The 12,602-nt window shown below is 51.6% G+C and carries 14 protein-coding genes; 2 read left to right on the forward strand and 12 right to left on the reverse strand.

Annotated features, from left to right (window positions below):
- Nucleotides 1-60: 60 nt before the first annotated feature.
- The 11 genes from accC to DFQ01_RS08640 form a co-directional block, all read right to left on the reverse strand.
- On the reverse strand, nucleotides 61-1,434 hold the full coding sequence (accC, locus tag DFQ01_RS08590) for an acetyl-CoA carboxylase biotin carboxylase subunit (protein ID WP_110043488.1): 1,374 nt from the start codon (nucleotides 1,432-1,434) through the stop codon (nucleotides 61-63).
- Nucleotides 1,435-1,492: 58 nt separating this feature from the next.
- On the reverse strand, nucleotides 1,493-1,972 hold the full coding sequence (accB, locus tag DFQ01_RS08595) for an acetyl-CoA carboxylase biotin carboxyl carrier protein (RefSeq protein ID WP_110043489.1): 480 nt from the start codon (nucleotides 1,970-1,972) through the stop codon (nucleotides 1,493-1,495).
- A 368-nt stretch (nucleotides 1,973-2,340) separates the two neighbouring features.
- Nucleotides 2,341-3,018, reverse strand: a complete 678-nt coding sequence (locus DFQ01_RS08600; protein WP_110043490.1) for a SpoIIIAH-like family protein — start codon at nucleotides 3,016-3,018, stop codon at nucleotides 2,341-2,343.
- A 59-nt stretch (nucleotides 3,019-3,077) separates the two neighbouring features.
- A complete protein-coding gene (gene spoIIIAG / locus DFQ01_RS08605; protein WP_110043491.1) occupies nucleotides 3,078-3,707 on the reverse strand; it encodes a stage III sporulation protein AG in 630 nt (209 codons plus the stop codon).
- Between the two features lie 126 nt (nucleotides 3,708-3,833).
- Nucleotides 3,834-4,520, reverse strand: coding sequence for a stage III sporulation protein AF (gene spoIIIAF / locus DFQ01_RS08610; RefSeq protein WP_110043492.1), 687 nt, complete (start codon nucleotides 4,518-4,520; stop codon nucleotides 3,834-3,836).
- Nucleotides 4,521-4,554: 34 nt separating this feature from the next.
- Nucleotides 4,555-5,835, reverse strand: a complete 1,281-nt coding sequence (gene spoIIIAE, locus DFQ01_RS08615) for a stage III sporulation protein AE (protein ID WP_245946579.1) — start codon at nucleotides 5,833-5,835, stop codon at nucleotides 4,555-4,557.
- A 5-nt stretch (nucleotides 5,836-5,840) separates the two neighbouring features.
- Nucleotides 5,841-6,236 carry a stage III sporulation protein AD gene (gene spoIIIAD / locus DFQ01_RS08620; RefSeq protein ID WP_110043493.1) on the reverse strand — a complete coding sequence of 132 codons (396 nt, stop codon included), beginning with the start codon at nucleotides 6,234-6,236 and terminating at the stop codon, nucleotides 5,841-5,843.
- A gap of 65 nt (nucleotides 6,237-6,301) precedes the next feature.
- The gene (spoIIIAC, locus tag DFQ01_RS08625; protein ID WP_110043494.1) at nucleotides 6,302-6,505 is read right to left on the reverse strand and encodes a stage III sporulation protein AC; all 204 of its coding nucleotides are present in this window, start codon (nucleotides 6,503-6,505) and stop codon (nucleotides 6,302-6,304) included.
- A gap of 15 nt (nucleotides 6,506-6,520) precedes the next feature.
- Nucleotides 6,521-7,042 (reverse strand): stage III sporulation protein SpoIIIAB, encoded by a 522-nt coding sequence (gene spoIIIAB, locus DFQ01_RS08630; RefSeq protein ID WP_110043495.1) that lies wholly within the window; start codon nucleotides 7,040-7,042, stop codon nucleotides 6,521-6,523.
- Nucleotides 7,032-8,099 (reverse strand): stage III sporulation protein AA, encoded by a 1,068-nt coding sequence (spoIIIAA, locus tag DFQ01_RS08635; protein ID WP_110043496.1) that lies wholly within the window; start codon nucleotides 8,097-8,099, stop codon nucleotides 7,032-7,034. The genes spoIIIAB and spoIIIAA overlap by 11 nt, the downstream gene beginning before the upstream one ends.
- A gap of 134 nt (nucleotides 8,100-8,233) precedes the next feature.
- Nucleotides 8,234-8,500 (reverse strand): YqhV family protein, encoded by a 267-nt coding sequence (locus DFQ01_RS08640; RefSeq protein WP_110043497.1) that lies wholly within the window; start codon nucleotides 8,498-8,500, stop codon nucleotides 8,234-8,236.
- Nucleotides 8,501-8,720: 220 nt separating this feature from the next.
- On the opposite strand from DFQ01_RS08640, the gene DFQ01_RS08645 reads away from it, so the two are divergent.
- A complete protein-coding gene (locus DFQ01_RS08645; protein ID WP_110043498.1) occupies nucleotides 8,721-9,431 on the forward strand; it encodes a 2-phosphosulfolactate phosphatase in 711 nt (236 codons plus the stop codon).
- Between the two features lie 121 nt (nucleotides 9,432-9,552).
- On the opposite strand, the gene DFQ01_RS08650 is transcribed toward DFQ01_RS08645, so the two are convergent.
- The gene (locus DFQ01_RS08650) at nucleotides 9,553-11,370 is read right to left on the reverse strand and encodes a glycoside hydrolase family 13 protein (protein WP_110043499.1); all 1,818 of its coding nucleotides are present in this window, start codon (nucleotides 11,368-11,370) and stop codon (nucleotides 9,553-9,555) included.
- A gap of 150 nt (nucleotides 11,371-11,520) precedes the next feature.
- On the opposite strand from DFQ01_RS08650, the gene DFQ01_RS08655 reads away from it, so the two are divergent.
- The gene (locus DFQ01_RS08655) at nucleotides 11,521-12,558 is read left to right on the forward strand and encodes a LacI family DNA-binding transcriptional regulator (protein ID WP_110043500.1); all 1,038 of its coding nucleotides are present in this window, start codon (nucleotides 11,521-11,523) and stop codon (nucleotides 12,556-12,558) included.
- The last annotated feature ends 44 nt before the right edge of the window (nucleotides 12,559-12,602 follow it).

Genomic DNA, 12,602 nt, shown 5'->3' on the forward strand with positions numbered 1-12,602 from the left:
TCTCTATACTATAACATCAGGCCAGATTTATGACAAACCTTGACCGAATGCTAGCAAGCTTTATACTTCTTCAGGTTCCGCCTCTGGATTGTTCACATCATATTCTTCTAGGAACTTGATATCAAACGTTCCTTTGATGAATTTCGGATGATTGAGCAGCTTCAGATGGAACGGAATCGTCGTCTTAATACCTTCAATCTCAAACTCATACAGCGCACGCTTCATACGAGCGATCGCTTCATCGCGTGTTGCGCCCCATACGATAAGTTTCGCGATCATCGAATCATAGTGCGGCGAAATCGTATACCCTGGATATGCACCAGAGTCCACACGGACGCCCAAACCGCCTGGAGGCAGATAGAATTGGATCTGACCCGGGGATGGCATGAAATTACGCTCCGAATCCTCTGCGTTGATACGGCACTCAATCGCCCAGCCGTTCGGCTTAATGTCCTCCTGGGTGAACGAGAGTGGATTGCCCTCTGCAACGGAGATCATCTCTGCGATCAGGTCAACATTCGTAATAAGCTCCGTTACCGGATGCTCTACCTGAATACGCGTGTTCATCTCCATGAAGTAGAACTTGCCATCTGGACCGAGCAAGAACTCGAGTGTACCCGCACCGGAATATTCAACGGCAAGCGCTGCACGTACAGCTGCTTGACCCATCTGTTCACGGAGCGCTGGCGACAGCACAGGGCATGGCGCCTCTTCTACGAGCTTCTGACGGCGGCGCTGCACGGAGCAGTCACGCTCGAACAAATGCACAGCGTTGCCGTGCTTGTCCGCCATGATTTGAATCTCAACGTGCTTCATGCCTGTCAAATATTTCTCCAGATAAACGCCTGCGTTGCCAAAAGCCTTCTGAGCTTCTTGCTGCGCCGTCGTAATCTGGCTAATAAGTGAATCTTCGTCATCCGCAATACGAATGCCTTTGCCGCCGCCGCCTGCAGTTGCTTTAATGATGACTGGGTAGCCGATTTCACGTGCAACGCGTACCGCTTCATCCAAGTCTTCGACGAGGCCGTCAGAGCCTGGGATAACAGGTACGTTGGCATCCTTCATCGTCTGCTTCGCAACCGCTTTGTCGCCCATCTTGGAGATGGCATTAGGGGAAGGACCGATAAACGTGACGTTGCACGATTCGCAAATCTCTGCAAAGTCAGCGTTCTCAGACAAGAAACCGTAGCCTGGGTGAATCGCATCGCAGCCCGTAAGCGTTGCGACGCTCATAATGTTAGTCAAGTTCAAGTAGCTGTCCTTCGACAGCGTAGGTCCGATGCAATACGCTTCGTCAGCCAATCGCACGTGCAGGGACTCGCGATCAGCTTCCGAATAAACAGCAACCGTCGAAATACCTTTTTCACGGCAAGCGCGAATGATGCGAACAGCAATCTCGCCGCGGTTAGCGATCAAAATTTTCTCGAATTTCAATTGGAAACCCCTTTCAGAAGAAGACTGGACAGCAGGTCGTCGATGACGACGCGATCCCTTATTCCGGTTTAACGAGGAAGAGCGGTTGGCCGAATTCGACCAATTGACCGTTCTCGACGAGCACTTCCACGATCTCGCCGCGCACTTCCGCTTCGATCTCGTTCATCAGCTTCATCGCTTCCAAAATACATACAACCGACTTGTCCGAAACGCGTGAGCCCTTTTGTACAAATGGGCCAGCTTCTGGCGATGGTGCTGCATAGAACGTACCAACCATTGGGGACACGATCTTGTGCAGGTTATCTGCAGGCGCTGCAGCAGGTGCAGCTGCCGCTGGAGCAGCCGCTTGGCTAACAGCAGCCACTGGAGCTGGTGCGATAGCTTGTACAGCCGGAGCAGCCGCTTGAACCGTTACAACTTCTGTTTTGCCAGGTTTACGGATAAGCAGACGAGTACCTTCGTTCTCAATCTCAACTTCTTGAACCGTCGACTGGTCGATCAGCTTGATTAGTTCTTTTATTTCGTTCAGTTTAAACATTCGTAAGTTTCACTCCTTCATTAGATGAGCGACCTATAGCTTTGCGGAGCAAAGCAGCTTCGTAAGCTTGTGGTAGGTTTTATCGCCAATAAGAAATTAATCTTTCCTGATGCCCAGGAAACAAATAAATTCTTATGTGGTAACAAAGCATGACCGTCTTGAACCGTGGTCTATGTACCTCACATGGTAGAATGGCAATTGTTACCCATAACGAATGTATTATAACATAAACACTAACGAACAAACATAGTTTTTATGCCAGCGCATCAGGCTAACGACTTGAATTAACATTTTATAGGGAAATATTTAAAAGCTCCGCCGGCGGCATGATCCGCTGCGGAGCTTCTGATTTTACCAGTGTTTATTCATTAAGGCACATACTGTACAACAACTTGGGATGGAGAAACTTCCAGCGTTTTCGTCACAAGGTCGATAATATCAGCAGCTTGGCCGCGCTCGAGCTTCTCGCTTTGTACGACGATTTTGTATCGGCTGTCTTGATCATCGACAACTGCGATCGGATACAGCTTGTTGAGCTCTTCCTCCAGCGCGTTGATGCGATCCATTTTGTCAGAGAGTGCATCGAGCTTGGTTACCGCTTGGCCCGCTTCTTCTGTGCTTGCGCCCGTCGTATTCGCAATTACGGCCCACAGTTGGTCAGATTCCTTCTGGAACTGCTCATTCCGCTTGTATTGCAGATCATTAAATACGTTGTTCGTCGTTGCTGTAGCCTTATCTTGGGATTCAAGCTGATCAAGTGTCTTCTGGTCGGCTGCGCTAATGTCTTCCGTATCTGCCGTCGCGTTGTCATCCGTCTGGGTTTGCGTAGAACCGTTCACTTCATTCACAACGATTGCATCGTCCTTGCTGCCTGTCGATGCTTCCGTTGCGCCTTGCACGCCCGTCGTCTGCTCGGTTGTTGTCCCGTTGTTCGCCACCTTACTCGAGCTTGGATCGAGATCTTCTGTAAACAGATAGTATGCAGAAAGAATTACCATTAAGCTGAGCATCGATACGAGCCAAATCGTTTGTCTTTTCGTGTTCATGGATGAACACCCTCCCATTCATTTCGTTTGATATGTTAATGCAGGCCGATATGGCCGTTTCATTGCTGCTTTCTCGGGACAATCGAGATACGGTTCACTGGGACGTTGATGCCCTTTTCTACCGCATCGAGGATCAGCCGCTTCACCGTCGGGTTCTCGGCCCCTTTGGCCACGATCAGAACACCGCTGATGCGGGGCTTGATTTTTTTCGTTATGATCGGCGTTTGGTCACCTGACTGTTCGTACATCACGATCGTTCCATTGTCCGTCACACTTGTCATATGCCGTCTGCCGCCATTCTTATCGGTCTCCTCCGTCGTCTGCTGCGACTTCTGCTCGTTGCTGACGAAGACGGTTTCCTCTGTGGATTCAACACTGACAAGCACGTCAACGGGACCAACACCTACGATTTTCTCCAAAATCTCTTTCAGCCGATTCTCGAGCGGCTGCTCGATCGATGCGAATGGCGAGTCACTGCTGTGGGCGGACATGGCCGGCACATCGGATACGGGCGGCTCGGATTGATTCGTCGTCGGGGCAACCCGATCGAACGACATGTACGCATTAACGATCATGATCGCTACTCCAATGCCTCCGATCAGCAGCAGCCATCGCATCGCCCGTATCCGTGTCGGTCCGCCGGATCCTCCGCCGATGGCTTTCTCCAAGCCGTCGAGCCATTTTGCCACCAATATCACTCCTTACATCAGGACCTTTGAACGGAGTTCAAAGTCACACCGCTTTACATCAGGACCTTTGAACAGAGTTCAAAGTCACACCGCTTAGCAACTTCGCTGCCTGCCGCCTTCGCTTCGTTATTTCGTTCGGATTTGAATCTGTTTCGGAGCAATTCCCCAGCCTTGACGCAGCGCTTGCTCAATTACGCTTTGCTGCTCGGCTGTCACCACCGTCGGCTCTTCATCCTTCTCTTCTCCACGATCGCCGCTTGATGCAGATGTCACTTCATCGACCGTTACGCTAACCGCGATATCAATCGGTTGAACCGAGTTGTCGGCTGCTTCATCTGTTTGATCATCTGCTTGCTGCTCTTCGGGAGGGGGAATGGTGATGAGCACCGATGCAATCGACTTGCCGTCTTCGCTCAGCTTCACCATAACAGCCGTCCCCGTGGAGCCAAGCCTGCTGTCGACCTCCTGCGCCATTGCAATCCCGAGCTCGCGCTCAGCAAGTGATGCTGCTTGACGCTGCCTCTCGCTGCTCAGACGCTGCGCTTCCTTCGAGATTTGCTGAAGGGTCGGCATCTGGACGGAGTTGATAGATCCAGCCTGCTCCCAGGCGGTCATGCTGTCCTCCACCCGTTCATTAAAGTTTCCTGCGAACAATCGAATCAGCGGGGACAGTATCGTTAGCAGGACGATCAAACCTACGACAAGCCGGGCATATCGCTGCATTGCTTTGTTCGGAAGAAGCAGGTCGACGATAGCTGCGAGAAGGATGACCGTTATAATGTCGCGAAGCCAGCCGCTTAGCCAGTCCATCATCGTTCGTCACCTCGCTGCATCGTTATGGCGCTCGTCATCGCATCATCATGGCGGCATTGCCGGCGGTAAGGATGACGGTCACGGCTAAGAAGAACATGAGTGCGACAGCGGCCAATGCAGCGAACACGTAGATCATCGTTTTACCGATCGTGTGCAGGCATGCAGCAATCGGACTGTCGCCGAGCGGCTGCATGACGGCAGCTGTCACGTTGTAGATGAGTGCCAGCGTTAAAATTTTGATCGCTGGGAATGCACATAAGAAGAGCAGGATGACAACGCCCGCAATACCGACCGCATTCTTAACGAGTAGGGATGCAGAGATGACCGTGTCGGATGCATCCGAGAACATTTTGCCTACGACTGGGACGAAATTGCCGGCTACGAACTTCGCGGTTCGCAGCGTGACACCGTCGGATATTGCACCTGTCGCCCCTTGGATCGAGATGACACCAAGAAATAGGCTGACGAGTACGCCAAGTGTTCCGATCCCTATGTTGCGCAGCAGATTGGCAAGCTGGGTTACCTTGAACTTGTCGGTCAGCGCACTTGCGATATGAAGCACAGCCGAGAAGAACAGCAGAGGGAACACAATCGTGTAGATGAGTGTTCCGACCGTATGAATCATGAAGATGATGAGCGGATGCAAAATAGTCACGGTAGAGATGTTGCCAACAGAAGCTAGCAACGTCAGCAAGAGCGGCACCATCGCCATCATAAACTGAATCATGCTGCTGATTGCATCCTTCGCATAACCGATTGCGACGTTGAAGCTATTAGCTGCGATAACGATGAGCACCATGTATGAAATGGAGTATGCGACTTTACTGACAGCATTCCGTTCGAACGCATTCTGCAAGGTCTCAAGTATCGAGCTGAATACCGAGAGCAGAACGATGGTGACGAGAAGCTTGCCGTTGTACAGCACCTCATGCATGAGAAACTTGAGCAACCCGCTGATGACTGTCGTCAGCTTCAACCCTTCGCCGCCCGGCATAATCATTTCCGACAGACTTGGCAGATCCTGATCTGGAAAGTATGCACCGTAGTTGGTCGTCAAGTTCGTCCAATACTTCTCGATGGGGTCCATATCAAGTGTGCCTGCTTGGTCCTTCGCAAGCTGCTCAGACAGTTCACTGTCGACAGAAGCTGGAAGTGAATCGTCTCCTGACGTGGGTGGCGGAACGCCCGTCTGTACATTCGTGCTAGCCGAATCACTAGGCAATGCTGCGGCTTGTATGATCTGTCCCGTCGATAAGGTGAGAACGATGAGCATAAACAGGAGTCGAAGAATACGTACCATCGTCTGTTTTTTCATCTTCCTCACCCTCCCGGAGGCATTAATCCGAGCACCGTTTCAACAATAACGTTGATGATCGGAACCGCCATAACGAGAATGAGCACCTTGCCGGCAAACTCGATTTTGGAAGCGACACCTTCTTGTCCCGCATCCCGAACGATCTGTGCCCCGAATTCAGCGATGTAGGCGATACCGATGATTTTCAATATCGTCTTCAAGTAGATCGATGGGATGCCTGTCTGCTCTGCGAGCTGCTCGAGCATCGAGATGACGGTGTCGATCCGGCCGATGATGTACAAGAAGATGAATAAGCCTGTGAAGGCTGCCAGCAGAAAAGCGAACATCGGCTTCTGTTCGCGAACGACGAGAATGAGCACGGTAGCAATTAATCCAAGTCCGACAATTTGAATGATTTCCATTACAATTCACTCACCTCGCGTCCGAGCACTTTCCGCCTGCCTCCACTCGAATATTGATGCTGTTGTTATTGGAACAAGAATATCGTCTTAATTTCCTGGAACAGGTCGTTCAGCAGACGAACCACCATGAACAGGACGACGACAAAGCCAATTAAGGTCACCCAATGCGCCATGTCTTCCTTGCCCATCTGCTTCAGTACGGTGTGAATCATCGCGATGATGATACCGATGCCGGCGATTTGGAATATGGCGCTTACGTCGATATTCATGTAAGCGGCACCCCACTAAATCATCAGTATGACGACGAGTGCGGCAAGCAAGAGGCCGAGGCTTCTGCTCATCTTCTCGTACTTTGCTTGGTCATCTCTGGCTGCGTCTTCTTCTGCTTTCAACTGGACAGCCGCTAAGCGCAAATGCTTCAGTTGATCATCTTTGTCACTCATGCCGAGGATAGAACCGAGTCGAAGCGTAACGGTGAGCTCAGGCGTCCGCATCGATGTCGTCGGCCATGTTCGCTTCATCGCCGTATCCCAGCATTCGCGAAATGATCGGCCGTCCGTGGCTGACAGCTCGTCTGCAACTGCTTGAAACAATCGTCCTACCGGTTGTCCTGCATTGGCTGCCGTGTGAGCCAGTGCATCTGGAAGCGGTGTCCGGCCGAACACGATCTCTGTCTCCAGCCGCTGCAATGCACCTGCTAATTGACGGATCTGCTTCGGCCGATCAGCGAATCGCGCCGCCTGGAGAAAGCCGATTAACGTACCGGCGAACAGGACTAGCGAGGCACCGATAAGTTTAAGGAGCATGCGCATCACCTGCTCTTGCCGTAGGTTCACGAGGAGAGGCTGTCGAATGGCCCGCTGCCCTTGCCGCGCTGCCTACTGTTCCGCCTGCGAATCCAACAGATGTCTCAGCGGCAGTAAGATCAACAACTTTGACTGTGAGACCCGTTATTGTCCTTCGCAGCACAACCCCTCGAGCGAACGAACCTTCCTGCAACAGCCGCTTTATCGCTGGTCGAGAGGCTGCTTCCTCCCAATCACCTGCGTGAGCGGTAGCGACAACGGAGACGCCTGCTCTCACCGCTTCCCGGATCGCTTCTACATCCTCATCTCTACCTATTTCGTCGACGATCAACACCTCAGGCGACATGGATCGAATCATCATCATCATTCCTTCCGCCTTCGGACATGCGTCCATCACATCGGTTCGAGGTCCTACATCGAATGTTGGAATCCCTCTTACACAAGCTGCAATCTCCGAACGCTCGTCGACGATTCCAACCTTCCGACCTGACCAGCCGAGCGCTTGTGGCGACTGCCATCTTCCATAGCTAATTGCTCTTGCCAAATCTCGGATATAGGTTGTCTTGCCTTGTCTTGGTGCACCAACAATGAGCGTTGATGCGATTGTTCGGTTGCTGCGATCAATGAGCTGTGGAAGCGTCTGTCCAGATACCCCTGTAACATCTCTAGCGATCCTTACGTTGAATCCGCCAATATCTCGTATCCCTCTCACACGACCCTCTTCCAGCACCGTCCTGCCTGCTAGTCCAATCCGATGGCCGCCTTCGACCGTAATATAGCCTCGGCGAAGCTCTTCTTCCATTGCATACACCGAATGGTTCGTCATTCTCTCGAGCAGCTTTCGACATACTTCATACGATGGCTTGTACGCACCATCTGGGTTGTCGCTCAGCGAACCGCTGCTTGAGACGAAGGTAGACACGCCAAGCGTCCACACTTCCAGCGGCCGATTGTCTCGGATTCGTATTTCTTCCAGCCCTTCCTGTGCCTTAACGGGCATTCGGGAGAGCACGACAGACAGCTCAGATGGCAGCAAATGCGCAACGCGTTCCAGCATACGGCTACACCTCTTACGAATGTTTGTCCTCTTCTCTGTTGTTTCAAGTGTATGTGCTAGCTCGAATAATAGAACGCGATTATCGCGTTCTATGCACGTTTTTATATAGAAGGGGACCTGGCATTAGTAGAATGCTATTTTTTAAGAATGCCGATCATCAGGCAGCCTACACCTGCTGTAATCCATAGCATTTTGCTATACGATAATTTATCTGCCAGTCCTACTAATCCAATGGCAGTCGTCGAAATCAACACGAGCGGACCAACGAGCGCTAGCGATGAGTTAATCAACATCGCCTTGTTCAGCTCGTTGAAGCGCAGCATGAGCAGCGCTGCGCAGATCTCCAGCGAGCCCGATATCATTCGAAGCGTCGCCATGCTGAGTACGATTTTGTTCAGCATCATCCTCTCCTCCTTCCCTATTGGTGCATGTTCAAAAAGGTCGGTTTTCAGCACCTGATGCCGAATACACTTCTTGTGATGCTTCGTGATCAAAAGCGGACTTTTTGAACGACCTCTGTTGGTACAGCCTATGCGCGCCTGTCCGAATTTAGGCCGGGTCACCAGCCTAGGGCATGCTGCATATATTACCTCCATGACCTTGGAAAGGCGGATTCATAGCATGCAAGTAGGGGTTATCGCAAGCGTCAATGAAGCGCGGGCGGATCAATTCTCACATCGTACAGCTATCGTAATCGATGTCCTTCGTGCAACAAGCACGATGGTCGCCGCTATGAAGGCAGGCGCTTCCAGTATCGTGCCCGCCGAAACTGTAATGGAGGCGCGTGCCCTTTTTCGGCCCGGGGACGTGCTTGGCGGCGAACGATTTAATCGTAAAATCGCTGGTTTCGAGCTCGGCAACTCGCCGCTCGATTATCGCAAGGAAATCGTTGACGGCAAGCGCCTTGTGCTTACGACGACGAATGGTACGCGTGCCGTTATAAAAGCTATGCGAGCAGAGAATGTATTAGCTGGCGCTATCGTCAATGCAAGCGCCTGCGCCAAAGCAGCGCTGGAGCTTCGTAGAGATATTGTCCTGTTATGCGCGGGAAGCAACGACGAGTTCGCAATTGAGGATGGATTGTGCGCGGGATTTCTGCTGGATCGGCTGGACAATCAATGCCAGCAAGGGATAGAGACCGATGATTTCGGCACCGCTATGCTCGCCTTGTACCGCAATCGTTCGGAACATCTGCTGGAGACGATCAGCCAGGGAACAGCAGGCCGCAGGCTGATTAAGCTAGGACTTGGCCGTGATGTGGAATGGTGTGCTGTTCGCGATTCGGACGACATTGTCCCGAGGCTGACGGGAGATGCTTTGACGAAGTGCTGATGGTTGTAACAAATATAAGAGGCCTTCAACATCTCACCGGTTGGCGAGTGTCGAAGGCCTTTTGCTTATTAGGGGAATATTGTTCTTGTCAGTGCCAATCATCGTATATCTATATCCTGGCTTATCTATCGATGCCAGCGATAAGCACAACACATCCGAATGGTACAGCTGTGGGAACGGCTCCATCCGCTGATTCCCATTGACCGCAAGCGGTTAGCGTATAACGGTCTCCGGTAAGTCCGTCAATCATCGCGCACGCATGCAAACGATCCTTGAGCGGTGGAGCAGGAACAGCATAAGGATGTGTTCCGTTATTAATAATGACATACGCAACCTCGCTATCCGTCTGCCGAAGGAAACCAAATGCATTAGTCGCCTCATCGGCGAATACGAACCGCATCGTTCCGCGGGTCAATGAAACATATTTTTTCCGTAGAGCGATCATCGATTGGAACAGTTCATAGGTTGCGGCATCACGCTTCTCCTCATCCCAAATCATCGGACGTCTGCAATCCGGATCGTTACGTCCTTCCATCCCCACTTCATCGCCATAGTAGACGACGGGCATACCGGGCATTGTCATCTGCAAGCAAACCGCAAGTCGCATACGCGCCAGCGCCGTTTCCTGGCTGTTCCAGCCTCTTCCTCCGTTGAGACAAGCCGTTAGAAACCGTTCTGTGTCGTGGCTTCCAAGCAGCTGCATCATCGCACTATACGCTTGATCGGTGTAGCGCATTTGCAGGCTCGTTAGCAGTTCGGTGAACGTCTCTGCTCCAATGTTCTGCCGTGCGAAAAAATCGAGTGCAGCCTCGCGGAACAAGTAGTTCATTACACCATCGAATTGGTCGCCATGCAGCCATGGAGATGCGTCGTGCATGAACTCACCGACCAGCAGTTGCTGGTCATCTATTCCTTTGACTCGCTCACGCAGCAGCTGCCAGAATCGCCGATCGACCTCATTCGCAACGTCTAACCGCCATCCATCGATACCCGCTTCCCGAATCCAGTACTCGGCAACGTCTAGCAAATATTGCGTCACTTCACGATTCGACGTATTCAGCTTCGGCATCGTTGCGATGCCATTCCCGAACGTCTCATAATTCGGTACCGGCTCCTGCACTACAGGGTAAGCGTCAATATAATACCAATCCCGATATGAAGACTGCTCCCCCTTCTCCATCACGTCTTGGAAAGCGAACAGCTGGTCACCGCTGTGATTGAACACCGCATCAAGCACGACGCGAATGCCGCGTTCATGCGCCTGCTTCACCAGCTGTTTAAACGTATCAAGATCCCCAAATGCAGCATCTATCGTGTAGTAATCCGTCGTATCATACTTATGGTTCGAGGGCGATACGAATATCGGATTCAAGTAAACGGCGTTCACGCCAAGCTCTACCAAATAATCGAGCCGATCGATTACACCTTGCAAATCCCCGCCATATCGGGATAGCGGTGTTGGCTTCTCAACAGCATCCCATGGCTGCACATCACCGGGGTTGATATTAGAATCTCCGTTGTGGAAACGATCCGGGAAAATTTGATAGAACACGGCCTCATGCGCCCAATCGGGCACACGCGGAATTTCCTCGCGGCATACGTAAGGAAATTGGAAGCTTCCCGCCAACTCTCGTTGTGCGAACGTTCCGCGTTCCCCTACCCAATAGCTGTCACCATCGTTCATCTGTACGAGAAATAAGTAGCGAACCTTCCGCTTCAGCGCAGGTAGAATCGCCTCATAATAATCACTGTGCCGATCAGAGCCGACCCTCTCCATTAAGATCGGAAGTTCCGTACCGGGCGAATCATAACGATCCGCATAAAGAGCCTGACAGGTTGCTGCACCTCTTCTTCTTACCTTCAATCGAACGTTGAGTCGATACTCATCGAGCGCGTATGCATAGGGCGGCTCACACACATGATGAATGGAACTTGGCATATCGTTTCGAACTCCTTCACTTTGTAGTAAAATGGAAGAATGAATGGTACATAATCCTATTATCATCACTAGGAAACCGGTTTCCTAAGTCTAGAATAACACACTCCCTCCGTTTGTTCAAAATAAATCAGGAAAGGATTCTTATTAATCATGAGTAAAATTACGATTAACGATATCGCGAAGGCGGCCGGTGTCGCCAAATCGACGGTATCGAAAGTATTAAACGATGCCGCTTCGATCTCGGACGAGACGAAGCGTAAAGTTCGTGACATTATGAAAGAAATGAACTATACCCCAAGCAGCATCGCTACTCAGCTTGCGAGACAGAGCAGCTTCAACGTCGGCCTCTTGATCGACTTGAGCCGAAAGGACGACTTTCTTAACCACTTCTTCTATGCCATCATCGGAGGTATCGAAAGCGTCATCGGCAAGCACCAATATGAGCTAACCATTTGCAATGCGAGCTCCGAGTCTAGCAGTCAGCAGGATTCACCTGCTTTTATGAACAGACTTGTTCGCAACGGAAAGGTCGACGGTCTCATTATGGACAGCTCCATCTGGACAGCGGAGACGGAACGTCTGCTCGCCGAGCTGCAATTCCCATATGTACTCATTGGAGATGCACCAGCAGAGGTTACATACAGCGCCGTCGATATCGATAACGAAAATGGCGGACGGCTGCTTGCTGCACACCTTATCGAGCGAGGCTACAGACGACTTGCCTTCATCGGTGGTGAAGGCGCAGGCGAGCCATTGTTCGACAGAAGGGTCGGCGGCTGTGCGAATGCGCTGCGTGAGCATGGCTTGACGTTCGACCCGCGCTTGGTAATGGCTGGAACAGCGAATGAAGCCACCGGAAGGCTGTTCATGGAACAGCTGCTAGCGCTTCCTGCAGAAGAACAGCCGGATGCCGTCATCTGCATGAACAACTATACGGCGTTCGGCGCCCTTGCGGCAGCACATGCCGCAGGGGTATCGATCCCTACCCAGCTTGGTATAGCCACATTCGACGACTATCCCCTTGCTCCCTATACGAACCCGCCGCTCACTTGTTTGAAAATGGATACGTTTGAGCTTGGCGTCCAAGCTGCTCAAATGCTAATGACACGAATCAGCGAGCCTGCCTTATCTGCTGAGCAGCGACTCATTCCGGCTGCGCTAATTACACGCGCGTCGACGGATCGTTAATCGTTCGGTAGCTATGCGGTGGCTCCAACCATTTAGCTGCCGAA

This window comes from Paenibacillus cellulosilyticus (assembly GCF_003182255.1).
GTDB lineage: Bacteria > Bacillota > Bacilli > Paenibacillales > Paenibacillaceae > Paenibacillus_T > Paenibacillus_T cellulosilyticus.

Coding starts and splice junctions, on each gene's coding strand:
- accB (WP_110043489.1), bottom strand. CDS start 1,972: ATGTTTAAACTGAACGAAATAAAAGAACTAATCAAGCTGATCGACCAG.
- DFQ01_RS08600 (WP_110043490.1), bottom strand. CDS start 3,018: ATGAACACGAAAAGACAAACGATTTGGCTCGTATCGATGCTCAGCTTA.
- spoIIIAF (WP_110043492.1), bottom strand. CDS start 4,520: ATGATGGACTGGCTAAGCGGCTGGCTTCGCGACATTATAACGGTCATC.
- spoIIIAE (WP_245946579.1), bottom strand. CDS start 5,835: ATGAAAAAACAGACGATGGTACGTATTCTTCGACTCCTGTTTATGCTC.
- spoIIIAD (WP_110043493.1), bottom strand. CDS start 6,236: ATGGAAATCATTCAAATTGTCGGACTTGGATTAATTGCTACCGTGCTC.
- spoIIIAC (WP_110043494.1), bottom strand. CDS start 6,505: ATGAATATCGACGTAAGCGCCATATTCCAAATCGCCGGCATCGGTATC.
- spoIIIAB (WP_110043495.1), bottom strand. CDS start 7,042: ATGCTCCTTAAACTTATCGGTGCCTCGCTAGTCCTGTTCGCCGGTACG.
- spoIIIAA (WP_110043496.1), bottom strand. CDS start 8,099: ATGCTGGAACGCGTTGCGCATTTGCTGCCATCTGAGCTGTCTGTCGTG.
- DFQ01_RS08640 (WP_110043497.1), bottom strand. CDS start 8,500: ATGCTGAACAAAATCGTACTCAGCATGGCGACGCTTCGAATGATATCG.
- DFQ01_RS08645 (WP_110043498.1), top strand. CDS start 8,721: ATGCAAGTAGGGGTTATCGCAAGCGTCAATGAAGCGCGGGCGGATCAA.
- DFQ01_RS08650 (WP_110043499.1), bottom strand. CDS start 11,370: ATGCCAAGTTCCATTCATCATGTGTGTGAGCCGCCCTATGCATACGCG.
- DFQ01_RS08655 (WP_110043500.1), top strand. CDS start 11,521: ATGAGTAAAATTACGATTAACGATATCGCGAAGGCGGCCGGTGTCGCC.